The organism is Agrobacterium burrii (assembly GCF_017313405.1).
Taxonomy (GTDB): Bacteria; Pseudomonadota; Alphaproteobacteria; order Rhizobiales; family Rhizobiaceae; genus Agrobacterium; species Agrobacterium burrii.
In genome coordinates this window covers 162,058-188,090 of the sequence record NZ_JAFLNA010000009.1, presented here as the reverse complement: position 1 = coordinate 188,090, position 26,033 = coordinate 162,058, and the positions used below count along the sequence as shown (strand labels likewise).

Here is a 26,033-nt window from a genome sequence, read left to right as displayed (position 1 = left end):
GAACGGATTTCAGCATTGGCCGTGCCCACAAAAAAAGCCCCGCAGCGTTTTCGCGGCGGGGCTTTGTATCACCTTGTTCGCGTCGTCTCAGGGCAGCGAGAAATTGAATTTGTAGCTTGCCTGAACGCCGATGATGAACTGGTTTTTCGAACCACGCTCGCGCACCAGCGAGCTGTCGGCGGCGTCGCCGGTGAGACGGCGATATTCCGCAAACGAGCCGACTTCGGCGTTTTCGGTAACCTTCCAGGTGATGGCGGCACCGACGCCGGCGGAATGCAGGCCACCGCCGGGGCTATAGGGCGAAGGCGCGCCGGCGGCCGTCTGTGCCGCGCTCACGCCGTAATAGCGCTCGTTATATTTGCTGCTGACCCAGGTGGCGCGCGGGCCGGCGGAAATCTGGATGCCGGGCGCAATATCGGTAAACGCATCGACGGCGACGTCACCGACAACGCCGCTATGGCTGCGGATACCCTGACGGACTTCGCCGCGAACACGCAGCCAGTCAGTCGGATAGGCCTCGGCGAAACCACCAAGCTCGCCACCGCGCTTGATGCGGGTCATGCCTTTCAGATCGGAAGAGTCGCCCTCATCACGCGGAGAAACCAGCTTGCCGGCGAGACCCATGCTGATCGGGCCGTTGTCCAGAAGCGAGATCGAAGCACTGTCATTGCGCGAGGTGAAACGCGCGCCCTGCCCTTGACGGCCAAGCGAAATGATCGGCGAGAAGCCGAATTCATTCTTGTTGTCACCCTGATATTTCGGCGCAGTGAAACCCGCGCCGCCGAGCTTCAGATACCAGTCGCCGGAAAACCAGCCTTCGGCATGGGCGTTGCCCACGGCAAAAAGCGACATGACACAGGCGGCGACTGCCGCTGATGGCTTGAACATGAAAAGAACCCCAGAAACGCAATACAGACAGGTGCCCGTAGAATTAGAGGGATTGTCTTTCCATTCCATTAACCAGCGCGGGAAGAAAACTGGCGACTAAGTCCCGTCATTCCGGCCCTCAGCCGGAATGACGGAGGAATGCCTTAGAACGTCACCTTTTCCAACGGCGGACGCGTCTTCTCGAACTCCAGCAGCTTCGCCTCGTTACGGGCGATATAGTCGCGATTATGCGGAACGGCATCGCGATCCTTGGCGAGCTGGATCTGAAAAATATGGAAATTTTCATGGGTGAAGGCCATTTCGGACCCCGCCAGATAAAACTCCCACATGCGGAAGAATCGCTCGTCGTAAAGCGCCACCGCCTCCGCCTTGCGCGCCACGAAACGTTCGCGCCAGTGCCGGAGCGTATGGGCGTAATGCATGGGCAGAATTTCGATATCCTTCACCAGCAGCCCCGACTTCTGGATTGCCGGCAGCACCTCGGCAAGCGAGGGAATATACCCGCCGGGGAAAATATATTTTTCGATGAAGGGGTTTGTCGCCAGTGCAGGAGAGGGCTGACCGATGGAGTGCAGCACCATCACACCCTTGTCGTCCAGTACCTCCGCCACCTTGTCGAAATAGTCGCGGTAGTGCGTCGGTCCGACATGTTCAAACATGCCGACGGAGACGATACGGTCGAATTTCTTCGAGGCCGGCAGGTAACGGTAGTCCTGCAATTCAAAGCGGACATTGCCGACAAGCCCGCGTTTTGCCGCCCGGTCGCGGGAAACGCGCAGCTGCTCTTCGCTAAGCGTGATGCCGGTGACATCGGCACCCACACTTTCGGCAATATACATCGCCATGCCGCCCCAGCCGGAGCCGATTTCCAGCACGCTCTGGCCCGGCTCCGTCATCAGCTTGGCGGCGATGTGGCGTTTCTTGGCCACCTGCGCCTCAGAAAGGCTGATGCCGGGCGGATTGAAATAGGCGCAGGAATATTGCCAGTCCTCATCAAGGAAGAGGTCGAACAGCTTTGCGCTCAGATCATAGTGGTGGGCGACGTTGCTCTTGTTGTGATTGACCGGCAGGCGCATCCTGATACGGGCGGCGATGATGCGCGCCATACCTCGCCAGACCATGCCAAAGGACAGCGCCTCGCTCAGCGTATTGCCTTTGACCAGCGCCAGAAAGTCGTAAATATCGCCCTCGGCGATGGTCATACGGCCTTCCATATATATTTCGGCTAACTTCAATGCAGGATCCGCGGCGATCTCCTGCATGGCGGCTTCGTCGGTGAAATTCAGAACAACCCGTTTTCCGGTGCCGTCGCCAAATGTGCGGCTGCCCTGCGGGCTATGGACGGCAAGATCACCGATCTTGATTATCTTTTCGAGAAGAACATGCAGAGACGACGCCATGGCACCCCCAAATTGCTAAGTCTCACTTATCAATTCCGTTGACCGTATTCCTTTCGGCACAAGTTTCAAGATAGTCTTATTTCAAAAAAATTGAACGATTTCATCAAATAAAAAGCCCCGCCGGGGTATCCGACAGGGCTTTTCGGTAAAAATCATTTCAACCTTAGGTCAGCGTCGCTTCATTGCCTCGGCCAGCGCTGCTGCAAGGGCACCACCGGATTGCGACCCCTCGTTGCGTTCTTGCGGCTTGGATGTCGCGTGGCGCATGGCGCTCGCATTGCCCTTTTCGCGCATCGGCTGCGGTGCCGCCTCTCCGCCATCCTTGCGCATGGTGAGACCGATGCGCTTGCGCTTCACATCCACTTCGACGACTCGCACCTTGACGACATCGCCCGCCTTGACGACCTCATGCGGATCCTTCACGAAACGGTCGGCCAGTTGCGAGACATGCACCAGCCCGTCCTGATGCACGCCGATATCCACGAATGCGCCGAAGGCGGCGACATTGGTGACGGTGCCTTCCAGCAACATGCCCGGCTTCAGGTCGGTGATCTCGTCCACGCCGTCGGCAAAAGTCGCCGTCTTGAAGCTCGGGCGCGGGTCGCGGCCGGGCTTTTCCAGCTCGGCGATGATGTCCTTGACGGTCGGCAGACCGAATTGTTCATCGATGAACCGCTTCGGATCGAGCCCCTTCAGCGTGGCGCTATCACCCATCAACGTGCGCAGATCGCGGCCACAGGCAGCGACGATCTTTTTCGCCACGCCATAGGCTTCCGGGTGCACCGAAGACGCATCCAGCGGCTCCTTGCCGTTCGGGATGCGCAGAAAGCCGGCGCATTGTTCAAACGTGCGCTGGCCAAGGCGCGGCACTTTCAGCAATTCCCTGCGGCTGGCGAAGGGGCCGGTCTGGTCGCGATGGGCAACGATAGCGTCGGCAATCGAAGTTCCGAGGCCGGAGACCCGCGCCAGAAGCGGCGACGAGGCCGTATTGAGATCGACGCCGACGGCGTTCACCGCATCTTCCACGACAGCATCGAGCGAGCGGCTGAGCCGGCCCTGATCGACATCGTGCTGGTATTGACCAACACCGATGGATTTTGGTTCGATCTTCACCAGTTCCGCCAGCGGATCCTGAAGGCGCCGCGCAATGGAGACGGCTCCGCGGATGGAAACATCGAGATTGGGGAATTCCGCCGCCGCCCGTTCCGACGCGGAATAGACAGAAGCGCCCGCCTCCGAAACGATGACCTTGGTTGGCTTTGTTCCCGACGCCGAGGCCGGCATCTGCGCCAGAAGATCGGCGACCAGCTTTTCCGTTTCGCGGCTGCCGGTGCCGTTGCCGATGGCGATCAGTTCGACATTGTGCTTGCGGATGAGCAAAGCGAGTTCCGCCTGCGCGCCGCGCACGTCGTTCCTGGGCTGGAAGGGATAAACGGTCGATGTGTCGAGCAGCTTGCCGGTGCCGTCCACTACCGCCACCTTGACGCCGGTGCGGATGCCGGGATCGAGGCCCATGGTGGCGCGCGAACCGGCAGGTGCGGCCAGCAGCAAATCCTTGAGGTTGCGGGCGAAAACGTTGATCGCCTCTTCTTCCGCCCGCTCGCGCACTTCGCGCATGAGATCGAGCGACAGCGACATGGAGAGCTTCACCCGCCAGGTCCAGCCCGCCACTTCCATCAGCCACTGATCGGCGGGACCGGCATTGCGGATATCGAAGGCGGCCGCGACAGTGCGCTGTGCGGGCTTCACCGGTGACGGGTCGTCGGCATCGACATCGATCGTCAGCGTCAGAATTTCCTCGTTCCAGCCGCGCAGCATGGCCAGAGCCCGGTGGCCCGGCACCGTCGACCAGCGTTCGAAATGATCGAAATAGTCGGAGAATTTTTCGCCCGTCGCCTGCTTGCCATCCACCACCTTGGCGAGGAAAATGGCGTTCTGGCGCATGTAGTCGCGCAGACGCCCGAGGAGATCAGCGTTTTCCGTCATGGTTTCCGCTACGATGTCGCGCGCGCCTTCGAGCGCCGCTTTCACATCGGCCACTTCGTCCTTGATATAGGCCTCTGCAAGTTTCGCCGGATCGCTAGCGCGGTTTTCCCAGATGGCTTCCGCCAGTGGGCCGAGACCACGTTCGCGGGCGATTTCCGCGCGGGTGCGGCGCTTGGGCTTATAGGGCAGATAAAGGTCTTCCAGCTCCGCCTTGGTGCCAGCCTGCATGATCTTGACCATCAGCGCATCCGTCATCTTGCCCTGACCGTTGATGGTCTCGACGATGGAGGCGCGGCGCGCATTGAGTTCCCGCAGATAGACAAGGCGTTCCGCCAGCGTTCGAAGCTGGGTGTCATCGAGGCCGCCGGTCACCTCCTTGCGGTAACGGGCGATGAAGGGAACGGTCGCGCCCTCGTCCAGCAAGCCCACCGCCGCCTTTACCTGATCGGGACGGGCGTTGATTTCAGAAGCGATGAGCGTGGCGAGGCGGGCATTATCTGCGGTCATGAGGTTCTCTGATGTGACGTCTGGAGCGGCGAACATAATGTCTGATTGTGGCGTGACAACAAGAGGCAGGAACGATTCCACAGGAAAGGCGGCGATCAAGGGAAAGACAGGCCTTTGCGGTGCTTTCTCCTTGACCTTTCGCCCCCCTGCCCTTAACGCCGCTGACACAAGGTTACTGGCGAATTTGCAGGGGTGTTGACCATGAAAGTTCTGTTGATCGGTTCCGGCGGACGCGAACATGCGCTGGCGTGGAAAATCGCAAAGTCTCCCCTGCTTGAAGAATTTTACGCCGCACCCGGCAATCCCGGCATTGCCGACCACGCGACGCTCGTGGCGCTTGACGTGGAAGACCACGCCGCCGTCATCGCTTTTGCGAAAGAAAAATCGATCGATTTTGTGATCGTAGGCCCGGAAGCGCCGCTGGTGGCGGGTCTGGCGGACGATCTGCGCGCCGCCGGCATCGCGACCTTCGGACCTTCGAAGGCAGCCGCCCAGCTTGAGGGCTCCAAGGGTTTCACCAAGGATCTCTGCGCCCGTTACGATATTCCGACCGGCGCTTACCAGCGTTTCAAGGCCGCCGAACCGGCGAAAGACTATGTCCGTGAACAGGGCGCGCCCATCGTCATCAAGGCGGACGGGCTTGCCGCCGGCAAGGGTGTGACCGTGGCGATGACGGAAGACGAAGCCCTTGCCGCCATCGATGAGTGTTTCGACGGCGCGTTTGGTGCTGCCGGTGCCGAGGTGGTTGTGGAAGCCTTTCTCGATGGCGAGGAAGCGAGCTTCTTCTGCCTTTCGGACGGCAAGACGGCGCTGGCGCTCGCCACCGCGCAGGATCACAAGCGTGTGGGCGATGGCGACACCGGCCCGAATACCGGCGGAATGGGCGCCTATTCCCCCGCCCCCGTCATGACACCAGCCATGGTGGAGCGCACCATGAAGGAGATCATCGAGCCGACGATTTCAGGCATGGCCAAGGACGGCAATCCCTTCTCGGGCGTGTTCTTCGCCGGCCTGATGATCACCGCCAAAGGTCCGGAACTGATCGAATATAATGTGCGCTTCGGCGATCCCGAGTGCCAGGTGCTGATGATGCGCCTCAAGAGCGACCTTCTGCCGATCCTTTACGCCACCGCCACCGGTACTCTGGACAAGGTGCAGGCGGAATGGCGTGACGATGCGGCGCTGACCGTCGTTCTGGCTTCCAGGGGTTATCCCGGCGCTTACGACAAGAACACGCCGATCGCCCATATTCCCGATGCCAGCGAAGAGGCAAAGGTGTTCCATGCCGGAACCGCGCTGAAGGATGGCCAGCTTGTCGCGACCGGCGGACGTGTGCTGAACGTCACCGCTTTTGGAAAAGACGTGACGGAGGCGCAGGCACGCGCCTATGCACTGACGGACAAAGTGGAATGGGAAAACGGCTTCTGCCGCCGTGATATCGGCTGGCAGGCCGTGGCCCGCGAAAAGGCCTGATACTTAAAGCAGACAGCGTTGAGAACGAATATTTCGTTCAATTTTTACCAAGTTTGCTGACCCGATGGAAACGAAAGACCGGTAATATTTGCCCGAATATTGAATGACGCGCCGTGCCTGTGCCACGGGTTTTGCGGTTATTTCGGGGGTTTTTCGATGCGTCGTCTTCTTTTGACAGCCATTATCGCGCTGACCAGCGGGTCGGCCATGGCGTCTTCCATCGAATATATCAATGGCGTCCATGCCAGCAACGGCAGCTTCATTCGCCGTGACTGCACGGGCTGCGAACCCGTGAAAGACAAAACGCCAGCGCAGGGTTATGCCATTCCGTCCATCGAGCCGGGAACGCAGCATTCGGAAATGCGCGAAATCGACGGAAAACGCACACTTATCCGCACCGAAGCATGGCTCGGCGGTGCGCCGGTTACCTTCGTCAGCACCAATCCCGCATGGATGCCGGAAACCTCCAGCACCGCAATCGCAACCTATGACGATGCCGAACCCGTGGCGCACCCGGAAGAAACGGTTTCGACACCTGCCGGCATCGACGTGACGACGACGACCGCCGGCGTCAAGGAAATCTCTGCCGACAATGCCGCAGCTTCGATCAGCGCCTCGGCGGTCACCGCACCCGTATTCCCGGATTTCAAATTGCGTGGCAACTGACGGGCAGTACTCGGCGCGCTTTCCTGACAAACGTCAAATAATCGCGTCATTGCTGTATTTATCGTAGCTCTCAGCAACCATTCGGGGAATAATATATTTTCCGGCCGTTATTCTGTCAGCCAAGCTGATAAAGCTTTTGCTAATTAAATATTTATTCAAATTTTTGGCCGCTAAGTGACTTCATGGTGCAATGCAGCACAATATGAGGCCTGAGGCGGACGCTCGCTTTTCAGGCCCTTCACCGCGCATCAGGCGCTATTCCCATTTCCGAAACTTCGGCAGCGCGCGACCTTTTCAGGCCGCGATGCAAAACGCTTGTGAGCGCCCATGAAGAACCTCTCCATCTCCCGTCAACTGATCGTGCTCGTGGTGGCCCTTATGGCCGCCTTCTCCGTAGCGACCTTCTACCAGCTGAAATCCGCCACCGATGCGATCTATGAGGAACGCTACGGCATGTTGCGGACGCAGGTGCAATCGGCCATTTCCATTCTGCAATCCTTCCATGACAAGGAAACGGCCGGAACGCTGTCGCGGGAAGAAGCCATGAAACAGGCTTACGCCACCGTCAGCGCCATCAGGTTCACCCCTGATGGCTATCTGTTCGGTTACGACTATGACGTGACGATGAAGTTCCATCCCGATGCCAAGCGGGTCGGCGAAAACTACAGGGGCAAGCCAGACAGCAAAGGCTTCGCTTATCGTGACGAGCTGGTTCGGCTTGGCCGCAACGGCGGCGGCCAGACGGATTTCTACGGTCCAAAGCCCGGCATGGAAGGCAATGATTACGCCAAAAGCTCTTACGCACTTGCCTTCGAGCCCTGGCAGGTGGTGGTCGTGACCGGCGTTTACATCGATGATCTGAATGCGCAGGTTCGCGGCGAGGTGATGAAGGCGCTGTCCATCGGTGCCGCCATCTTCGTGCTGGCGCTCGCCGCCGCTTTCTACGTCATTCGCGGCATTTCCAGACCGCTCGGCGATATTCACCGCGCACTTGGCGAAGTGGCCAATGAGAACGTCTCGCTTACCATTCCCCATACCGGCCTTACCAACGAGGTGGGCATGATGGCGAAAGCCACCGCCTCGCTGCAGGACAAGGTGCGCGAGCGCCACGCCATGCAGCGCCGGCAGGAAGAACAGCAGGACCAGCTCGACACGGAACGCCAGAACAATCTCGACATGCAGCGCGACGAAGCCGCATTGCAGGCCCGCGTCGTCACCACCATCGGCGAGGCGCTGGAAAAGCTGGCCGGCGGCGATCTGACCGTGCGCTGCGGCGATCTCGGTAATCGCTATGCGGCGCTGCGTGACAATTTCAACGAGGCCCTGACGCATCTTGATGCCGCCATGGCCAAGGTGAACTCCAAGAGCATCGATATTGGCGGCTCCAAGGAGGAAATCCGCAAGGCCTCCAACGAGCTTTCGCAGCGCACCGAACGGCAGGCCGCGAACCTTGAGGAAACCTCGGCCGCACTGGATGAATTGACCGTTGCGGTGCGCCAGACGGCGGAAGGCGCAGCCGACGCCGCCAAGCGCGTCACCACCGTCAGCTCGGAGGCCATGCGCAGCGACCGGGTGGTGGAAGAGGCGATATCAGCGATGAGCGGCATCGAACAGTCTTCCGACCAGATTTCCAACATCATCGGCGTGATCGACGACATCGCCTTCCAGACCAACCTTCTGGCGCTGAATGCCGGTGTGGAGGCAGCGCGTGCCGGTGAGGCCGGCAAGGGCTTTGCCGTGGTGGCGCAGGAAGTGCGCGAGCTGGCGCAGAAATCCGCCGCCGCTGCCAAGGAGATCAAGGACCAGATCTCCCGATCTTCCGCCCAGGTGGAAAACGGCGTGCGCCTTGTCGGCGAGACCGGAGAAGCGCTGAAACGCATCTCGGACCAGATCAAATCCGCCAACGAGATCGTCAGCAAGATCGCCCATTCGGCCGCCGAACAGGACACGACATTGCGCTCGATTTCCACCTCGCTGAACCAGCTCGACGTCGCCACCCAGCATAATGCCGCCATGGCGGAAGAAACCACGGCTTCGGCAGAGGCGCTGGCCGTGGACACCGAAGAGCTGCTGAACCTCATCCGCGGCTTCCGCGTCTCTTCCGGACACCAGCTTCACGGCATGGCAGAGCAGATGCGTATGGCGGGGTGATACGCTTTGAGGCTATCGATCAAAAACGGCGCCGGGGGAAACTCCGGCGCTTTTCGTTTCAACGTGTCATAGCATCCAGCCTGTCGATGTCGGCTGGCGAAAAGACCGAAATGCCCGCACGCTCAAGCAGCGCAGCCGTCACGCCGTTGCCCGGATGTTTGAGGCCGGAGAACGAACCATCATAGATCGCGACCGACCCGCAGGACGGGCTGCCGTCGATCAAAAGCGCGTGGGTGCAGCCATTGGCCTTGGCAAAGGCAAGCGCCTTTTCCGCACCGGCAATAAATTGCGCGGAGACATCACCACCGGTCACCTCCAGCACGCGGGCGCGGCCCTCCAGCACATCAAGACCAGACGCACCCCTCTCGATTTCCGCCGGTGGACGCGGCACGGGCATACCACCCGCCATCTCCGGACAGATCGTTACCAGCCTGCCCTCGCTTCGCCAGCGCTCTATTGCAGGGTGGGATAGGGGTTTACCCTTGCCGTCGTAACGGACGGGCTGGCCGAGGAGGCAGGCGCTGATGAGGATTTTGGGAGGCGTGTGGGTCAATGGGAAACATCCTGCGGGAGCGGAAGCTGCGGCTTACCCCCCTCTGTCCTGCCGGACATCTCCCCCACAAGGGGGGAGATCGAATCGTGGCAACCTCTCGACCACCTCCGACGTTGCAAATTTTTACGGGGAGCGCCCTCTTGCCGATCTCCCCCCTTGTGGGGGAGATGTCCGGCAGGACAGAGGGGGGTGAACCAAGTACGCTGACATACCCGGTTACCCACAATTCACTCACCCCGTAATCTTCGAGAAATCCGCAACCGTTCCGGTCGCTTCGCGGATGGCCTTCAGCAGCGCCAGACGGTTGGCGCGGATGGCGGCGTCCTCGTCGTTGACGAGCACATCCTCGAAGAACTTGTCGACGGGCGCGCGCAGCGTCGAAAGCGCCTGCATGGCGGAGCGGAAATCTTCGCCTTCGACGGCCTTTGCGGCATCGGCGGAGGCGGTCTTGATCGCCGCGTAAAGCGCCTTTTCGGCATCCAGCTTCAGCAGCTCTTCCGAAACGCCATCGGCAACCACGGTGCCCTTCTTTTCCTCGGCGGCCAGAAGCTGGGTGGCGCGCTTGGCGCCCGCCAGAAGGTTGCGGCCATCCTCGCCGGTGATGAAGGCGGTGAGCGCCTCGACACGTCGGGCGATCATCAGGAGATCATCGGATTCCGGCGTCAGAACCGCGTCGATCAGATCGTAACGTGCGCCGAGGTCACGGAGGTAAACTTTCAGGCGGTCGTGGAAGAAGGAGATCAGGTCTGTAGTAATTTCCGCAAGCGGCGGAAAGGTTTGAACAACATTCTTCTGAGCTAAGCTATCGGTAAAAGTTACCCCATGCTCGGTTTGTTGAGCATCTATCTCTTGGGTAACCCAGAATGGCTGAGATACATCTACCACACCTTTTTCAACCCGTTCCCACATGTGTTCATGGAACTGGTGAGTAATGGTCACAAAAGCTAAGACGCCGTTATCATTGGCCTCTTGTTCACGATAGTAAACTTTTTGTCCGCCCACTTGCTTGCCAAGAAGCACTCGAAGGTAGGCACCTGCTACGATACCAGAAAGCTTGCTGCGGACATTCCGCTCCAGAATAACCCTCACCACACCCAACGCCGCGCGGCGCAACGCAAACGGGTCCTTCGAGCCGGTCGGCTTTTCATCGATGGCCCAGAAGCCGACGAGAGTGTCGAGCTTGTCGGCCAGCGCCACCGTGATCGCCACCTTGTCGGCCGGCAGGCGATCCGAGGGGCCTTGCGGTTTGTAGTGATCTTCGATCGCAGCCGCGACGCTCTCGTTTTCGCCCTGAAGCGCCGCATATTTGCGGCCCATCAAGCCCTGAAGCTCGGGGAATTCGCCAACGGCTTCGGTGCGCAGGTCGGCCTTGGCCAGCACCACCGCGCGGTCCACCAGATTGGCATCGGCACCAACGACGGGGGCCAGCGCCTTGGCCAGTTCGCGGATGCGGGCCACGCGCTCACCCTGCGTGCCGAGCTTGGCGTGGAAGGTAACGTTCAACGCGTCGAGCTTTGCCATGCGCTGATCGAGCGGCTTTTTGAGATCGAGATCGAACTTCGCAGCCGAATCCTTCAGTGTTTCCAGATCGGGCAGATCGCCCTGGTCGCGGTTCCAGAAATGGCGGGCATCCGACAGGCGGGCGCGCACGACCTTGCCGTTGCCGTGGATGATTTCCTTGCCGCCATCGCTTGCCTCGATATTCGAGATCAGGATGAAGCGGTTGGAAAGGCCTTCTTCCGCACCCTGATTGCGGGTGACGAAACACTTCTGGTTGGTCTTGATGGTGAGGCGGATGATTTCCGCCGGGATCTGCAGGTAGTCTTCCTCGAAGGTGCCCATCAGCACCTGCGGCCATTCGACGAGGCCGGAGACCTCTTCCAGCAGACCTTCGTCTTCCACCAGGTCGAGACCATTGGCGAAGGCCAGATCCTTGGCGTCGTGCAGAATGATATCCTTGCGGCGCTCCGCATCGAGAATGACCTTTGCCTTTTCGAGGCTCGAGACATAATCCTCAAAACGGCGCACGGTTATCGGGCCGGGTGCATGGAAACGGTGGCCATAGGTGACATTGCCGGCGACGATGCCGTCGATAACGAACGGAATGACCTGCGTTTCGTCATGTTCGGGGCCGAACAGGCAGACGATGGATTGCAGCGGGCGCACCCAGCGCAGGCTTTCCGAGCCCTTGCCTTCGATGCCGGCATAGCTGGAACCCTTTGGCATGGAGGCCGGGCCGGAGCGCATGGATTTCGGCCAGGGGAAGGAGCGGATGATGCCGGGCATCACCTCGGCGATGATCTCTTCCGCCGGGCGGCCGGGCTTGTTGATGATGGCGACGTAGAAATCGCCCTTCTTCGGATCGGAAACGACCTGCGCTTCCGAGATATCATTGAGACCAGCGCCGCGCAAAAAGCCTTCGATGGCCTTTTCATTGGCGTCGGTGCGCGGACCCTTCTTTTCTTCGCGCACATCGGCGGAGCGGGCGTTGAGGCCGCGAATATCCAGCGTCAGGCGGCGCGGCGTCCAATATTCGCGCGCGCCTTCGTAGGTCAGCCCTCTCTCCACCAAGGCATCGGTGACGAGTTTCTTCAGATCGCCCGCCGCCTTGCGCTGCATGCGGGCGGGGATTTCCTCGGAGCGGAGTTCAAGCAGAAGATCGGGCATGGGATCAGGACTTTATCTGTTGTCGGACGATTGCGGTCGGCTTAGCAAGCAACGCAGCAAAAGTCACCAATGCATTCGGTTAAATTACCGCGCGCGGGCATTACCAGCCGCCGCCGCCGCCGCCACCGCCGCCGCCGCCCGAGCCGGAAAAACCGCCGCCGCCGCCACCGCTAGAAAAGCTGGAGTTGGACGAACTGACGGGTTGGGGAATGGTGGAGGCGATGGTGCTTGCCATGGTCGAGGAGAACCCGCCGATCCTGTCGCCAAAGCTGCCGTAATTGCTGCCTGCATACCAGCCGGGTGCATAGCTTGCCACGGCAGCACCGGCGGCGGCTGTCGCAAGCCATGTTTCAAAGGTGCGGCTCCACGGTTTTTCAACGCCGAGCGCGACGGCATAGGGCAGCAAGGTCTCGAAATGTTGCGGCGACATGGCAGGCGCGCTCGCCATGTTCATGCGGTCTTTTTCCGCCAGCGTCAGATAGGTTCTGAGGCCCTCGATGCCATCCATCAGCTTGCGGCCAAGCGGGGTTGGCGCGCCCATCAGGAACAGGAAAAGCGCATTGGTAAGGATGATGCCGCCAATGGCCGCCAGCGCCAGCGATTTCGTATCATGCGTCACATCCAGCAGGATCTGCGTGGCGATGCCGCCGATAACCGAGAAAGCCACGAAACCGGCAAAGGCCAGCATGACGATGCCGCCGATCCGCTTTTTCAGCGATGCGCCGCGCGAGAACTGCCGGCCGATGCCGATAGACAGAATGCTGAAGAACAATGCGAAAAAGCCGAAAACCAGCACGGCGGCAATGGCGATTTCATCGAGATCGCCAAACACCAGCGTCGCAACGACAATGAAGACGCTGAAGAAGATGCCGAAAAAGACGTAGCCGGCATTGCTGTGGTAATATTTGCCGCGATGTTCTTTCTCTATCGCCGCGCGGAACTGCTTGCCGACTTTTTCGACTTCCGTTCCATGGGCCTTGTCGATTGTCAGCGTTTCGCCCGGGCCACCGATGGAGGCGAGCAACGTTTTCTGCCCCGTCGGCAGATTGGCGGCGCTTTCCTTTTCGGTGCGGCGGATGACGATGGAATTCTTCAGGTCTTCCAGAACGACATAACCTTTGACCGCGAGGTCAAGTGCCGAGGCGGAGAGCGCCGTCCAGCCCGCGCCGGAAAAACCCCTGTTGTCGACGTAATTGACCAGAGCTGGAGAAAGCCCCTCCGGCGCATCCCAGCGCGGCACGACCACGCCACGGGCCGGATCGCGGCCCACCGCGAACCACGCCCGCAGATAATAGAGCAAAATAGCCAAAAGCCCGCCGCCGGAAAGCAGGATGGCGAGATTGTCGCGCAGCCACCAGCCCGTTTCCTGCGAGGTGTCGGGTGCGGCGATAGCGCCCTTCGGCAGCTTGACGGCAACCGTCATGCCCTCACCCACCGAAAACGGGCGAGTGGAGGCGAAGAACACCTCGTTGCCTTCGTTCAGAACCCGCGCATCCTTGCCTTTTGCTCCAAAGGGTCCGGTGAAGACGTTGGTATCTGTCGCCTTCACGCCATCAGGCAAAACCACGGTCGCGGAAATCTCGCCCATCGGGAACTGCCAGCCATTGCCGGTGACGTTCCAGGTGAGTTCGTCGTAATCGCTGAAATAACGGATCTGCCGGGCGGTAGTATAGGTGATCTGGAAGACGTGCTCGCCGGTTGGCAGAAAACGGTCGGCGCTGCCGGTATAGATGCGGATGCCACCATCGATATTTTCGGTGCGCCAGTTTTCCGGCGCGCCATCCCGCTCCACCGAAACGACGTTGAAATCCACCTTCGTGCGGCGGTTATTCGCATCCAGCGCGTAAAGCGGGAAATCGCGGAAGATGCCGCGCTTGATGTTCTGCCCTTCGGCGCGCGCGGTGATGGTTTCCGTCACCGCCAGCTCGCCATCCGCCGCCACCTCGACGACGGAATGGTAGGAACGGATGAATTCCTCCGCGAAGGCCGGAAAGGCCACGCCCAGGAAGACGAACAGCGCGAGAAGTCTTGCGGCGATGGTCTTCACGGGCGATCCCTCCTTGATGGCTTCAGTGCTGCGGCTCGGCAGCGCTTTCCTTTTCCGTGTACTCGACGCCGAGCGAGGCGAGCTCTTTCCAGTAAGCCGGGTAGGTCTTGGCCACGCAGGCGGGGTTCTGGATGGCGATGCCGCCGACCTTCAGCGCCGCCAGCGCAAAGCTCATGGCGATGCGGTGATCGGCGAAGGTATCGATGGAGGCATTCACCGTCTGGCCCGCCAGTGCGGGATCGGAATGTACGATCAGGTCGTCACCTTCCTCATGCGCCAGACCGTTACGGATTTCGTTGAGCCCGAGCGAGACGGCACGGATGCGGTCGCATTCCTTGACGCGCAGGTTGGCGATGCCGACGAAACGCACCGGCGTTTCGTTGAAAGCGGCCAGAACCGCGATAGTCGGAATGGCGTCCTGCATCTGCGAGCCGTCGATTTCGGCGGGTAGATGAGGAAACTTGGCCATGACGTCGTAGGCTTTGGCATCCGGCTGGGTGAACTTGTCGGCAGGCGTGCCGATATCGATCGCGCCGCCGGTCAGCAGTTCCGCACCCCAGAGATAGGTGGCGGCGGAAGCATCCGGCTCGATGTGGAAATCGGTGGCCGTATAGCCCGTGGGATGCACGCGCCAGATGGCGTTGCTAACCCGCTCCACCTTGGCGCCGAAGGCTTCCATGGCTGACGTGGTGAGATCGATATATCCCTTCGCGCCGATTTCCTCGCCCTTGAGGATGATATCGACAGGCTTGTCGCCGCAGGCGGCGGCCATCAGAAGTGCTGACACATATTGGCTGGAGAGGTTGGCGTCGATGGTGACGTTGCCCTTCGGGAAACCCATGCCCTTGCCGCGCACGGTGACGGGCGGGCAGCTGGTCGGCGCGTCCGCCTCAACACCGAGGGCGCGTAGCGCCTCCACCAGCGGCATGATCGGGCGTTTGCGCATGTGCTCGTCGCCATCGATGATGACGGCACCATCGACAAGCGCGGCTGCGGCGGTGAGGAAGCGCGTAGCGGTACCGGCATTGCCAAGGAAAAGCGGCTTTTCCGGCTGCTGCAACACGCCGGTCCCTTCCACCACGAAGGTGGTGGCATCAGGCTCGGTGACTTTCACGCCCATCTCGCGCAGGGCTTCGGCCATATAAAGCGTGTCATCGCTTTTCAGCGCGCCGGACAAGTGGCTTTTGCCCCTGGCGAGGCCGGCGAGCAGAAGCGCGCGGTTGGTGATGGATTTGGAGCCGGGCGGCTCGACCTTGCCGGAAAGCGGGTGGCCGGGCGGGGTGATGGTCAATTCGATCATGATCGTCGTCTTGTCAAAGAATGCGGCGCGGAGCCGGATTATCGGAATTTGAGCGGGAGGTTTTAAACCGTCAGAAGAACGGTGTCCTTAGAATTTCACGGTCGGCACGGCACGGTCGGCCGGGTTGTCGATCTCGAAATAGGGCGCCTTGGAAAACCCGAACTGGCCGGCGACGAGATTGGACGGGAAGCTTTCCACCTTGACGTTGAGATCGCGCGCCGCACCATTGTAATAACGGCGCGACATCTGGAGTTCGCCTTCGATGGTTTCAAGCGAGCGCTGCAATTCCAGAAAATTCGTATTGGCCTTGAGATCGGGATAAGCTTCGGCGAGCGCAAAGAGCTTGCCGAGCGCCTGCGACAGCAGGCCTTCCGCCTGGGCGCGGCCTTCGACATCACCAGCCGGCACGGCCTGCGCCCGGTTGCGCATGGCAATCACCTCCTCGAAGGTGCTCTTTTCATGCGCCGCATACCCCTTCACGGTCTCGATGAGGTTGGGGATGAGATCGGCGCGGCGCTTCAGCTGCACGTCGATACCCGACCACGCCTCTTCCTTCATCTGCCGAGCCTTGACGAGGCCGTTATAGATGAAGACGACATAAAGCGCGATTGCCGCGATGATTGCCAGCGTGATGAACATGAATTGCGATTCCCAGCTTCGTTGCGCGCACGATAGCCGCTCATTACCGCAAAGTCATGGGGCTTCGCTCATTCTGTCCGTTTTTGCCGGGAGAAACACGCTGCGCGAAACAGGCATCCGTTATTTATAAAAGACGGTACAATACAATTTCAGCCCGGAGGCCTTGCGGACAAAAAGCGTGTGGGAGGCAAGCCTGTAGCCGCGCTCGGCCCAATAGTTCTTGTTTTCTTCCAGATGGTTCCAGCCGTCTATGACCCAGTCGCGCATTTCCGTGTTGCGCGTGTAGTGCATGCGAACGAGCGCGCTGCCCACATCAAGCGTTCGCTGGCCGCTGTCCTTGCAATCCATGCGGGTGACGATCATTCCGAAAGAGCGCAGCTTGTCTGCACGGGAAAAGGCGTCCTTGCCGCTCATCCACTCTGACGTTTCCGCATTCGCACTATTTCCGAGCATGCATCCAAGTATAAACACAAATAAAAAACAGAAATTTCTAATATTATTCATCGTTAAATCCATCACTATATTCAGGATACCAATCCACATAAAATAAAAGGCCGTCAAGAACGGCCTTTCAAATTCACCAAGATTTCCGACAAGTGCCTGCCTTCAGAAATCAGGCGGCCTTATTCCAGTTCAACCCACCCGCATCCGTCAGCAGGAAAGCTTCGCCGCAGGCTTTCGCCAGCGTGCGCACGCGCAGGATATAGCTCTGGCGTTCCGTTACCGAGATCACGCCGCGCGCATCCAGCAGGTTGAAGACGTGGCTGGCCTTGATGCACTGGTCATAGGCCGGGAAGACGCATTTGTGCAGGCGCTGGTTGTCATCATCACCCGGCGCGCCGGCGGCGAGAAGCGCCTGGCATTCCTTTTCCGCGTCGATGAAATGGCGATGCAGCATGCCGGTATCGGCAAATTCGAAATTATGGCGGGAATATTCCTGCTCGGCCTGCAAAAAGACGTCGCCATAGGAAATCTTCTCTTCGCCCTCGCGGCCGTTAAAATTGAGGTCGTAGACATTGTCGACGCCCTGAACATACATGGCCAGGCGCTCCAGACCGTAAGTCAGTTCACCGGCGACCGGCGAGCATTCGATGCCGCAGACCTGCTGGAAATAGGTGAACTGCGACACTTCCATACCGTCGCACCAGCATTCCCAGCCAAGACCCCAGGCGCCGAGCGTCGGGCTTTCCCAATCGTCTTCGACGAACCGCACATCGTGCAGCAGGGGATCGAGGCCGATGGCCTTCAGCGAACCGAGATAGAGTTCCTGAAGGTTGGATGGGTTGGGCTTCAGAATGACCTGATACTGGTAATAATGCTGCAGACGGTTGGGGTTTTCGCCGTAACGACCGTCGGAAGGACGACGCGAAGGCTGCACATAGGCGGCCTTCCACGGCTTCGGCCCGAGTGCGCGCAGGGTCGTCGCCGGATGAAATGTACCCGCGCCCACTTCCATATCGTAAGGCTGCAACACCGCGCAGCCCTTGTCGGCCCAGTAATTATGCAGCGTCAGGATCAGCGCCTGAAAGGAACGCTTCGGGTTCATATGGTCTGGAATATCGGTCATTGCAGTCATCGCGGCGTTTGGAGGACAAGTAAGCATTGACTTACTTCGGATGCGGACTGGTGCCACGGCGTGGCGAAGGGGTCAAGGTTTTATGCGTAAAGCCGCCGGCTTACGCCTCATCCTCGCGCTTGACGCGATATTCGCCCGTCTCGGGGTCCTTTATCAGCGTGCCGATGGCGCCGGTCTCGCGCTCTTTTTCGCGCAGTTTCGATTTTGCAGATAGCTTTTGCGCGTCGCGCACGAAGCGGCGGTAAAGGATGATGGATCCCACCACCAGAAGGATGATTGTAATAAGCTGCGCCATAAGGCCCTATTCCCGCGACATTAAAGACCGAAACGCGACCACAATGCCTTTTCTTCGGCAGCCTCCGCAAGACCCGAGACCGCGCCAGCCGCCAGCGTCCCGGTATTCAGGCCAAGTGCCGCATTGACGCCCGGCACCCTTTTGCCGAACAAGGAGCGTCCGCCGCTGACGAGCTGGAGCTTGACCTTTTCGCCATAACGACGGCGCAGCACCTCCCGCATGTCGCCCAGCCCGTCGATCAGGCCGAGGTCGAGGCCACGCATGCCGGTCCAGAACAGGCCGGAAAACAGCGTCGGCTCGTCCTTCAGTTTCGGGCCGCGGCGCATCTTGACCATATCGATGAAAACATTGTGGATTTCGACCTGAAGCGACTTCAGATATTCGATGTCGCCTTCCTTTTCCGGCTGGAAGGGATCGAGGATCGCCTTGTTTTCGCCGGCGGTATAGACACGGCGCTCCACGCCGATCTTCCGCAACATTTCCGGGAAACCGAAGCCGCCGGAGACGACGCCGATCGAGCCGACGATCGAGGTGGGGTCGGCGATGATCTCATCACCGGCAAGCGCGATCATGTAACCGCCGGAAGCCGCCACATCCTCCACGAAGATCAGGACCTTCTTCTCCTTTTCCTCGGCAAGCTGGCGGATGCGGTTATAGATCATCCGCGCCTGCACCGGTGAGCCGCCGGGAGAATTGAGCGAAATGGCGACGGCCGGCGCATCCTTGATGGCAAAGGCCTTTTCAAGCAGCGGTGCATAGGAGGCTAGATTGAGCGCGGGACGAAACTGGCTGCCGCCCGCCATGATCGCGCCATGCATACGCACGACAGGGATGACGAGTTCTTTTTTGCGAAAGCGTTTCGGTACCAGATGCTTCAAAAAACCCACAATTCAATCCTCGCAGCATATGCCTGTTCGTCAGGCATGTATGTATCGCCCCGGAAAACACAATGGTGCGGCCGGCGGAACGGCGATATTTATAAGCCGGGTCTGATTGCCTTTACATTACGGTAATAGGCTGTGCGGCCATTGCTCAGGTCGTCCACAAAGGGGGTAAAGGCATGGCTGCCGGTCTCGTGCATGATGAGCGGCGCCCGGAAAGACAGCCGCGCCCGCGAGCCCTTGATGGCGGTGACGAGCATGCGCACGGCATCCTCACCGGGACGTGGATGGATGAGGGTGATCTCGATGCCGCCGAAGCGGCCGCCGCAGGCGGCGATGATCTCCGCCACCGATTGCGGCCTTGCAATCAGGGAAAGCTGTCCGCCAGGAACCACGATCGCACTTGCTGTCCTGATCCAGTCCTCGAACAAGCCCTCCGTCATGGCGTGGGCTTCGGCCTTCAGAGAATCCGGCGTGCGGCGGTCACCCGCATCATTGTAGGGCGGGTTCATGATGACGTGGTGGAAATACCCGTCCGGCAGACCAGCCTCGACGCGCGCCCTGGCACGCAGGGTCACATCGGCCTCGCGCACGCTCACCCGAGCAGAAAAGGCAGCGTTTTCCGGTAACAATAGGCTGCGGCGAGCAAAATCCGCCATTTCCGGCGAGCGTTCGTAAAGCGTTACCTCGGCCGTCTCCAGCCGGGCGGCAACCGCAAAACCCGCTGCACCTGCACCCGCACCAAGATCGGCGATCCGGCAGGGGCGGTCATCCGCCACCAACGAGGCCAGGAGCATGGCGTCCATGCCCGCCCGATGCCCCCTGCCCTTCGGCTGGAGAATGTGAAACCGGCCCCGGTGAAAGGCATCAATCGTTTCGGAAATATCGTCGCCCACGTCGCCTCAAGCCTCTTCGCCCCGCAACTCGTCCCCCAGCCCGGCATCGATGAGGATGCGCCGGCCCTCATCGGCACGATCCTCTTCCACGAGGAACCTTCGGGGCAAAAGACCGAGCGAACCCTCCAGAATGCTCATCGCCTGATCGGCGACAAGGCAGTGGATGCCGGCGTCCTTCATCAGGCTTTCGGCGAAGGAGAGCAGCACGGCATCGTTGGTACGGATCAGTTCACGCATGGATAAGCCCTAAATTCCCATCTTTTTGAATGGCTAGCGGCAATTCGCCCCTTGCCGCGCAAGGCGCCAGTTTTTATTGTCGAATCCAAATTCGAACAGGAGTCCTGTCCCTTGGGCGTCGTCATACCGCTTGAAGAAAGCAAAAACAAACTCGCATCCGTCAAGCCGCTTGTCGACCTGACCCGTGCCGACATGGAACGGGTGAACCAGCTTATCCTTTCCAGAGCCGGTTCCGATGTCCAGATGATACCCGAGGTGGCCAACCATCTGATTTCGTCCGGGGGAAAACGCCTGCGGCCGATGCTGACGCTCGCCTCGGCTTCGATGTTCGGTTACGAGGGCGACCATCACATCAAGCTCGCCACCAGCGTGGAATTCATGCATACGGCGACGCTGCTGCATGACGATGTGGTGGATGAGAGCGACCTGCGGCGTGGCAAGTCCACCGCCCGCACCATCTGGGGCAATCAGGCGAGCGTTCTCGTCGGCGACTTCCTGCTCGGCCAGGCCTTCCGCATGATGGTGGATGTCGGCTCGCTCGATGCGCTCGACGTGTTGTCGACCGCCGCGTCAGTGATCGCCGAAGGCGAGGTGTTGCAGCTTTCCGTCGCCAAAAACATGGAAACCACCGAGGACGATTATCTTCAGGTGATTCGCGCCAAGACGGCGGCCCTGTTTGCGGCGGCGGCAGAAGTTGGCCCGATCGTGGCGAAAACCGACAAGGCCACCCGCAGCGCGCTGAAATCCTACGGCATGAATCTCGGCCTCGCCTTCCAGCTCGTCGATGACGTGCTGGATTACGGCGGCAAATCCGCCGATCTCGGCAAGAATACCGGCGATGATTTCCGCGAGGGCAAGATCACGCTGCCGGTCATCCTTTCTTATCGTCGCGGCACGCAGGATGAGCGCGCCTTCTGGCGTAACGCCATCGAAAAGGGCGAAAGCAGCGATGAGAACCTCGAAAAGGCGCTGGGCCTGATCACCAAATATAATGGTCTTGGCGATACGATCGGCCGCGCCACGCATTACGGCACCATTGCCCGTGATGCGCTTGCGCCGCTGCCGCAGACCCCATGGAAAAATGCGCTTCTGGAAGTGATTGACTTCTGCATCGAGCGTCTGAACTGAGGCTCAAGGCCCACACAAACGGCGGATGGACAGGACCATCCGCCCGATGTTTCGGGCCAGATTCTTCGCAAGGCGCGATTGTGGCCGGGCCATAATTTCTTGCGGGGTTGCTTCAAAAAAGCCATTCTATCGTGACCAAACAATGGAAACTGATTTTTCCGTGCATTCGCACAAAGGCAAAGGTTCCCTCATGCGGCGTAAACCAGCACTCCGTCTTCTCTGCAGCGCGGCTCTAGCCGCCGCTCTCGCAATCGGCGCGGGCGCAAGCCCGGGCTTTGCGGAGACGAAGACGAAACCGGAAGAGAAGGCTGTCACTTTCGATCCCGGCAAGGTGAACACCTTCTCCGGCGCTTTCCTTGCCGGGCGCAATGCCGATGTCGATCAGGATTATCCGACCGCGATTTCGCTCTACAAGAAGGCGCTGGAATATGATCCGGCCAATACCGAAATCCGCCAGCGCCTGATGATCGCCGAACTGTTGAGCGGCAATTTCGAGGCTGGCGCCAAGATCGCCGATTCGATGAAGGACGATACCTCGGTGGAGCGCGTGACGACCATTGTGCGTGGTCTGGACGCCATCAAGGACAAGGAATTCGTCAAGGCCGAAAAAATCCTGAAATATACCGGCCCGAACGATCTCGACCGCATGGTCAACACGCTGTTGACCGCTTGGGCGCGCGCCGGTTCCGGCAAGCCGAAGGAAGCGCTGGCGCTGGTCAACAACATGAAGGGCCCGGGCTGGATCTCGATTTTCCAGAAATACAATGCGGCGGCCATCGCCCTTGTCTCCGGCAACACTGACGCCGCCCGCAAGAGCCTCAACGAAGCGGTGACGGACCGCGAAGGCGGTGCGACTGCTTCCGACACCTATATGCGCGCGGTGATGGCGCTTGCCCGGCTGGAGGCTTCCGCCGGCAACAGGCAGAAGGCGCTCGACGCGATTGCGGTCGGCGACACTTTCGCGCCGAATTATGCGCCTCTCAAGGCGCTTCGCGAGGCAATCGAAAAGGGCGAGAAGCCGGAACAGCAGATCACCAATGCCGTCGAAGGCGCTGCTTCCGTGATGTTCTCCATTGCCGGCGCGCTGAACCGCGAAGGCGCCGAAGAGATCGTCACGCTTTATTTGCAGACATCACGTGCCCTCGACAAGAAGAGCCCCGACACGCTTATTCTTCTCGGCGGCCTTGCTGAAGCCATGAAGCAGCCCGAACGCGCCATCGTTTTCTACCGCGAAGTGCCGAAGGACTCGCCGATGTACCGCATCTCCGAGCTGCAGCTCGGACTGACGCTGGCGCAGACCGGCAAGGTGGATGAGGCGCGCACGCATCTCAGATCCCTGCTCGAATCCGACCCGAAAGACATCCGCTCTTATCTCGCCTATGGCAGCGTGCTTTCCGATGCCAAGGACTACAAGGCCATGGCCGAGAATTACGACAAGGCCATCGAGGTGATCGGTGCCGTGCCGCAGAAATCCGACTGGTCGGTGTTCTTCCAGCGCGGCATCGCTTATGAGCGCCTGAAGCAATGGGACAAGGCCGAACCGAATTTCAAGCGCGCATTGGAATTGAACCCGGAACAGCCGCAGGTGCTGAACTATCTCGGTTACTCCTGGGTGGACAAGGGTATCAATCTCGACGACGGCATGAAGATGATCAGCCGCGCCGTCGAGCTTCGCCCGAATGACGGTTACATCGTCGATTCGCTTGGCTGGGCGCATTATCGCCTAGGTGCCTTCGATGAGGCCGTGACCGAACTGGAGCGAGCAATCGAACTCAAGGCCGGCGATCCGACCATTAATGACCATCTGGGCGACGCCTACTGGCGCGTGGGCCGCAAGATTGAGGCCGTCTATCAGTGGAACCGCGCCTTGATCGGCGATAGCGACGATGTGGACCAGGCCAAGGTGAAGGAAAAGATCGCCAACGGCCTGCCGCCGCTGGAAAAGGACGCCGAAAACACTGCCAAGAAGGAAGCCGCGCCGCAACCGCCGGCTCCTCCGGCACCGGCTCCTGCGCCTGCCCCGGACAAGAAATCCTGACACCGCATGCGCGTGCATGAAGTTTCCGGGGCCACCGAGACCATCGAGGCGGCCCCGGCAAAAATCAATCTGACACTGCATGTAACCGGCCAGCGGGCGGATGGTTATCATCTGCTGGAAACGCTGGTGACATTCACTGAAGCTGGTGACGTGATCCGTATTCGCGATGCCGATGCCGATAGCTTCTCGATTTCGGGGCCTTTCGGCGATCTTCTGCGCGCCGGCGATGGCGGCGACAACTTGGTCACCCGCGCCAGAGACCTGCTGCGCGATGCGCTTGTGTCAACGAGCCAACCAACCCGACCGGTCGCCATTCATCTCGAAAAGAACCTTCCGGTGGCTTCCGGCATCGGCGGTGGCTCGGCGGATGCTGCAGCGACATTGCGGGCGCTGTTGAGACACTGGCATGTCACGATAGGGCCGGAAAAGCTCGCCTCAATCGCTCTCACACTCGGCGCGGATGTGCCGATGTGCCTTGAAAGCCGGCCCCTTATCGCACGCGGCATTGGCGAGGAGATCGAACCGGTCATCGATCTGCCCTGCCTCTTTCTGGTGCTCGCCAATCCGTTGAAAGCCGTCTCGACGCCGGATATATTCCGACGCTTGCAGAACAAGACCAATCCCCGCCTGCCGGCACATGCGACAATTGGCTGGATGGATTTTCTGGCGCAAAGCCGCAACGATCTCCAACCACCCGCGCAGACGTTGCTGCCGGAGATCGGCGAGATCGTCGGCATGTTGTCGCAGGAGGGTGCCGCGCTTGTCCGCATGTCCGGGTCGGGTGCGACCTGCTTTGGGGTTTTTCATTCCTTCGATGCCGCCCGAAACGCGGAAACATCGCTTCGGAAGAAACGCCCCGGCTGGTATTTTCAGGCGACGCGAACCATTTGAGGATTAGGCCATGGCAGGCGAAAGACCCTTCATTCCCCTTGGCATTGCGGTTTTGACCGTGTCGGACAGCCGCACGCTGGAGAACGACAAGTCCGGCGATACGCTCGTCGCCCGGATCGAGGAGGCCGGACACCGCCTCGCCGCCCGCGCCATCGTGCCGGATGACAGACAAGCCATTTTCAACACCGTGCGCGAGTGGACACTTGCCGACAGCGTGGATGTGGTGATCACCACCGGCGGCACCGGCTTTACCGGCCGCGACGTGACGCCGGAAGCGCTGGAGCCGCTGTTCGAAAAGCGCATGGACGGCTTTTCCGCCGTCTTCCATCGCATTTCCTATGACAAGATCGGCACCGCCACCATCCAGTCACGCGCGACCGGCGGCGTGGCGAACGCCACGTTCATCTTCGTGCTGCCGGGATCACCGGGGGCTTGCAAGGATGCGTGGGATGGCATTCTCAAGGCGCAGCTCGATTATCGCCACTTGCCGTGCAATTTCGTGGAAATCATGCCCCGGCTCGATGAGCATTTGAAGCGTGGGGCTGGTGGAGTTTAGAGCAGCGGATCGAGGGTGCGTGTGGCTTTACCCCCCTCTGCCCTGCCGGGCATCTCCCCCAACGAGGAGGGAGATCGGCAAGGGGCGCTACCGCCACTTCACTCTCAAGCTTGAGATGGGCGAGACCTTACGGCATATCGATCTCCCCACCTGTGGGGGAGATGCCCGGCAGGGCAGAGGGGGGTAAGCCACACGCGCCTTCGGCTCGCTATCAATGGACAACACCTTCCCCACCGGCGAGAAGACGAGATGCGCAGCCGAAACCCAATCACGCCAGATATTTTTTGAAAAACTCCACCGTCCGCCCCCAGGCGAGATCGGCAGCCGCCTTGTCGTAGCGCGCCGAGGACGTATCATTGTTGAAGGCATGGTTGACGCCGTCATAGACGAAAATTTCGAAAGTCTTGCCGTTTTCCTCCAGCGCTTTCTTATAGGCATCGATGCCGGCATTGATGCGTTCATCAAGACCCGCATATTGCAAAAGCAAGGGTGCCTTGATGGCCGGTACATCGGCTGCCGGCGCTTGCTGGCCGTAATAGGCAACGCCGGCATTCAGGCCTGCGGATTTGGTGGCGAGGCGGTTGACGAGCCCGCCGCCCCAGCAAAAGCCGACCGCGCCGACCTTGCCATTCGCGCCCTGTCTTGCGGCAAGCCAGACCCGACCCGCCTCGGCATTGGCGACCGTTGCGTCCATGTCGAGACCGCTGAACATTTCCCGCGCCTTGTCCTCATCCGCCGGCGTGCCGCCCTGCGGCGAGAGGAAATCGACGGCTAGCGCCCGGAAACCGGCAAGCGCCACACGCCTTGCCACATCGCGGATATGATCGTTCAGGCCTCTATTCTCGTGGATGACGATGACGGAACCGATCGGCCCCGATGCCGATTTCGGTGTGGCGAGATAACCCTTCATCTCACCGCCGGGGGCGGGATAGGTCACGTCCTCCGCGACGATGCCCGCATCATCAGGCGCGACGATGGCCGCATGGGCGCTGCTGGCGGAAAGAAGCGGTGCGATGGCGGCCGCAGCCGCACCGGACCCGGCAAGAAGCGTGAGCTTTTCCATGAATTTACGGCGGTCGAGGCTGAGATGGGTATATTCATCGTAAGCGTCGATCATGGCCTGCGTAATCTTGGGCTTGTCCATCGCCTGTCCTCCTTGAACGCGGATGCGACGGGAGGATAACGCAGATCGCCCTGCGGGGAACGCAGCGGGCGGCGACGGCGCCACACTTTTGCGTGAGCGCCGCAGGCCCTGTCA

Annotated in this window: 22 protein-coding genes; 7 read left to right on the top strand and 15 right to left on the bottom strand. The window is 60.1% G+C overall.

Going from position 1 to position 26,033, the window contains the following annotated elements:
- Nucleotides 1-87: 87 nt before the first annotated feature.
- The 3 genes from JZX89_RS17650 to JZX89_RS17640 all read right to left on the bottom strand — a co-directional run bounded on the left by JZX89_RS17650 (nucleotide 88) and on the right by JZX89_RS17640 (nucleotide 4,781).
- The gene (locus tag JZX89_RS17650) at nucleotides 88-888 is read right to left on the bottom strand and encodes a MipA/OmpV family protein (protein WP_153513220.1); all 801 of its coding nucleotides are present in this window, start codon (nucleotides 886-888) and stop codon (nucleotides 88-90) included.
- Between the two features lie 143 nt (nucleotides 889-1,031).
- The gene (locus JZX89_RS17645) at nucleotides 1,032-2,288 is read right to left on the bottom strand and encodes a cyclopropane fatty acid synthase (protein ID WP_207134879.1); all 1,257 of its coding nucleotides are present in this window, start codon (nucleotides 2,286-2,288) and stop codon (nucleotides 1,032-1,034) included.
- Between the two features lie 168 nt (nucleotides 2,289-2,456).
- Nucleotides 2,457-4,781, bottom strand: a complete 2,325-nt coding sequence (locus JZX89_RS17640; protein ID WP_207134878.1) for a Tex family protein — start codon at nucleotides 4,779-4,781, stop codon at nucleotides 2,457-2,459.
- Between the two features lie 201 nt (nucleotides 4,782-4,982).
- Here JZX89_RS17640 and purD point away from each other — a divergent pair, with 201 nt between their 5' ends.
- The 3 genes from purD (at nucleotide 4,983) to JZX89_RS17625 (ending at nucleotide 9,071) form a co-directional block, all read left to right on the top strand.
- A complete protein-coding gene (gene purD / locus JZX89_RS17635) occupies nucleotides 4,983-6,254 on the top strand; it encodes a phosphoribosylamine--glycine ligase (RefSeq protein WP_153513217.1) in 1,272 nt (423 codons plus the stop codon).
- Nucleotides 6,255-6,410: 156 nt separating this feature from the next.
- On the top strand, nucleotides 6,411-6,920 hold the full coding sequence (locus tag JZX89_RS17630) for a plant virulence effector HPE1-like domain-containing protein (RefSeq protein WP_153513216.1): 510 nt from the start codon (nucleotides 6,411-6,413) through the stop codon (nucleotides 6,918-6,920).
- A 327-nt stretch (nucleotides 6,921-7,247) separates the two neighbouring features.
- Entirely contained in the window at nucleotides 7,248-9,071 is a 1,824-nt protein-coding gene (locus tag JZX89_RS17625; protein WP_207134877.1) for a methyl-accepting chemotaxis protein, read from the top strand.
- A gap of 58 nt (nucleotides 9,072-9,129) precedes the next feature.
- On the opposite strand, the gene JZX89_RS17620 is transcribed toward JZX89_RS17625, so the two are convergent.
- From JZX89_RS17620 to JZX89_RS17570, 11 genes are all read right to left on the bottom strand, one after another.
- The gene (locus tag JZX89_RS17620; RefSeq protein ID WP_207134876.1) at nucleotides 9,130-9,624 is read right to left on the bottom strand and encodes a 2-thiouracil desulfurase family protein; all 495 of its coding nucleotides are present in this window, start codon (nucleotides 9,622-9,624) and stop codon (nucleotides 9,130-9,132) included.
- 231 nt (nucleotides 9,625-9,855) lie between these two features.
- On the bottom strand, nucleotides 9,856-12,291 hold the full coding sequence (glyS, locus tag JZX89_RS17615; protein WP_207134875.1) for a glycine--tRNA ligase subunit beta: 2,436 nt from the start codon (nucleotides 12,289-12,291) through the stop codon (nucleotides 9,856-9,858).
- 100 nt (nucleotides 12,292-12,391) lie between these two features.
- Entirely contained in the window at nucleotides 12,392-14,338 is a 1,947-nt protein-coding gene (locus JZX89_RS17610) for a DUF2207 domain-containing protein (protein ID WP_207134874.1), read from the bottom strand.
- Nucleotides 14,339-14,360: 22 nt separating this feature from the next.
- Complete coding sequence (locus JZX89_RS17605; protein ID WP_207134873.1) at nucleotides 14,361-15,638, bottom strand: 3-phosphoshikimate 1-carboxyvinyltransferase; 1,278 nt, start codon at nucleotides 15,636-15,638, stop codon at nucleotides 14,361-14,363.
- An 87-nt stretch (nucleotides 15,639-15,725) separates the two neighbouring features.
- Nucleotides 15,726-16,277: a LemA family protein gene (locus JZX89_RS17600; RefSeq protein ID WP_137037139.1), complete on the bottom strand. Its 552-nt coding sequence runs from the start codon at nucleotides 16,275-16,277 to the stop codon at nucleotides 15,726-15,728.
- A gap of 120 nt (nucleotides 16,278-16,397) precedes the next feature.
- Complete coding sequence (locus JZX89_RS17595; RefSeq protein ID WP_236776548.1) at nucleotides 16,398-16,691, bottom strand: hypothetical protein; 294 nt, start codon at nucleotides 16,689-16,691, stop codon at nucleotides 16,398-16,400.
- 199 nt (nucleotides 16,692-16,890) lie between these two features.
- A complete protein-coding gene (locus tag JZX89_RS17590) occupies nucleotides 16,891-17,853 on the bottom strand; it encodes a glycine--tRNA ligase subunit alpha (protein WP_174373058.1) in 963 nt (320 codons plus the stop codon).
- Between the two features lie 100 nt (nucleotides 17,854-17,953).
- Nucleotides 17,954-18,148 carry an NfeD family protein gene (locus tag JZX89_RS17585; protein WP_149898621.1) on the bottom strand — a complete coding sequence of 65 codons (195 nt, stop codon included), beginning with the start codon at nucleotides 18,146-18,148 and terminating at the stop codon, nucleotides 17,954-17,956.
- 20 nt (nucleotides 18,149-18,168) lie between these two features.
- A complete protein-coding gene (locus JZX89_RS17580) occupies nucleotides 18,169-19,038 on the bottom strand; it encodes a S49 family peptidase (protein ID WP_369809566.1) in 870 nt (289 codons plus the stop codon).
- An 86-nt stretch (nucleotides 19,039-19,124) separates the two neighbouring features.
- Entirely contained in the window at nucleotides 19,125-19,925 is an 801-nt protein-coding gene (locus tag JZX89_RS17575; RefSeq protein WP_149898620.1) for a tRNA1(Val) (adenine(37)-N6)-methyltransferase, read from the bottom strand.
- 6 nt (nucleotides 19,926-19,931) lie between these two features.
- Nucleotides 19,932-20,162, bottom strand: coding sequence for a putative signal transducing protein (locus tag JZX89_RS17570; protein WP_142841218.1), 231 nt, complete (start codon nucleotides 20,160-20,162; stop codon nucleotides 19,932-19,934).
- Between the two features lie 111 nt (nucleotides 20,163-20,273).
- Between JZX89_RS17570 and JZX89_RS17565 the strand changes: the two genes are divergently transcribed.
- The 4 genes from JZX89_RS17565 (at nucleotide 20,274) to moaB (ending at nucleotide 24,775) form a co-directional block, all read left to right on the top strand.
- Nucleotides 20,274-21,290, top strand: a complete 1,017-nt coding sequence (locus tag JZX89_RS17565; RefSeq protein WP_149898619.1) for a polyprenyl synthetase family protein — start codon at nucleotides 20,274-20,276, stop codon at nucleotides 21,288-21,290.
- Between the two features lie 142 nt (nucleotides 21,291-21,432).
- The gene (locus JZX89_RS17560; protein ID WP_207134871.1) at nucleotides 21,433-23,328 is read left to right on the top strand and encodes a tetratricopeptide repeat protein; all 1,896 of its coding nucleotides are present in this window, start codon (nucleotides 21,433-21,435) and stop codon (nucleotides 23,326-23,328) included.
- Nucleotides 23,329-23,334: 6 nt separating this feature from the next.
- Nucleotides 23,335-24,219, top strand: a complete 885-nt coding sequence (locus tag JZX89_RS17555) for a 4-(cytidine 5'-diphospho)-2-C-methyl-D-erythritol kinase (RefSeq protein ID WP_207134870.1) — start codon at nucleotides 23,335-23,337, stop codon at nucleotides 24,217-24,219.
- 10 nt (nucleotides 24,220-24,229) lie between these two features.
- On the top strand, nucleotides 24,230-24,775 hold the full coding sequence (gene moaB / locus JZX89_RS17550; protein WP_207134869.1) for a molybdenum cofactor biosynthesis protein B: 546 nt from the start codon (nucleotides 24,230-24,232) through the stop codon (nucleotides 24,773-24,775).
- Between the two features lie 268 nt (nucleotides 24,776-25,043).
- On the opposite strand, the gene JZX89_RS17545 is transcribed toward moaB, so the two are convergent.
- Complete coding sequence (locus JZX89_RS17545) at nucleotides 25,044-25,919, bottom strand: dienelactone hydrolase family protein (protein ID WP_207134868.1); 876 nt, start codon at nucleotides 25,917-25,919, stop codon at nucleotides 25,044-25,046.
- Nucleotides 25,920-26,033 lie beyond the last annotated feature (114 nt).

Bases quoted from the DNA above. Each gene is read 5' to 3' on its own strand.
- JZX89_RS17650 (WP_153513220.1), bottom strand. From the start codon at position 888: ATGTTCAAGCCATCAGCGGCAGTCGCCGCCTGTGTCATGTCGCTTTTT.
- JZX89_RS17645 (WP_207134879.1), bottom strand. From the start codon at position 2,288: ATGGCGTCGTCTCTGCATGTTCTTCTCGAAAAGATAATCAAGATCGGT.
- JZX89_RS17640 (WP_207134878.1), bottom strand. From the start codon at position 4,781: ATGACCGCAGATAATGCCCGCCTCGCCACGCTCATCGCTTCTGAAATC.
- purD (WP_153513217.1), top strand. From the start codon at position 4,983: ATGAAAGTTCTGTTGATCGGTTCCGGCGGACGCGAACATGCGCTGGCG.
- JZX89_RS17630 (WP_153513216.1), top strand. From the start codon at position 6,411: ATGCGTCGTCTTCTTTTGACAGCCATTATCGCGCTGACCAGCGGGTCG.
- JZX89_RS17625 (WP_207134877.1), top strand. From the start codon at position 7,248: ATGAAGAACCTCTCCATCTCCCGTCAACTGATCGTGCTCGTGGTGGCC.
- glyS (WP_207134875.1), bottom strand. From the start codon at position 12,291: ATGCCCGATCTTCTGCTTGAACTCCGCTCCGAGGAAATCCCCGCCCGC.
- JZX89_RS17605 (WP_207134873.1), bottom strand. From the start codon at position 15,638: ATGATCGAATTGACCATCACCCCGCCCGGCCACCCGCTTTCCGGCAAG.
- JZX89_RS17600 (WP_137037139.1), bottom strand. From the start codon at position 16,277: ATGTTCATCACGCTGGCAATCATCGCGGCAATCGCGCTTTATGTCGTC.
- JZX89_RS17595 (WP_236776548.1), bottom strand. From the start codon at position 16,691: ATGAGCGGCAAGGACGCCTTTTCCCGTGCAGACAAGCTGCGCTCTTTC.
- JZX89_RS17590 (WP_174373058.1), bottom strand. From the start codon at position 17,853: ATGACTGCAATGACCGATATTCCAGACCATATGAACCCGAAGCGTTCC.
- JZX89_RS17585 (WP_149898621.1), bottom strand. From the start codon at position 18,148: ATGGCGCAGCTTATTACAATCATCCTTCTGGTGGTGGGATCCATCATC.
- JZX89_RS17570 (WP_142841218.1), bottom strand. From the start codon at position 20,162: ATGCGTGAACTGATCCGTACCAACGATGCCGTGCTGCTCTCCTTCGCC.
- JZX89_RS17560 (WP_207134871.1), top strand. From the start codon at position 21,433: ATGGAAACTGATTTTTCCGTGCATTCGCACAAAGGCAAAGGTTCCCTC.
- JZX89_RS17555 (WP_207134870.1), top strand. From the start codon at position 23,335: ATGCGCGTGCATGAAGTTTCCGGGGCCACCGAGACCATCGAGGCGGCC.
- moaB (WP_207134869.1), top strand. From the start codon at position 24,230: ATGGCAGGCGAAAGACCCTTCATTCCCCTTGGCATTGCGGTTTTGACC.
- JZX89_RS17545 (WP_207134868.1), bottom strand. From the start codon at position 25,919: ATGGACAAGCCCAAGATTACGCAGGCCATGATCGACGCTTACGATGAA.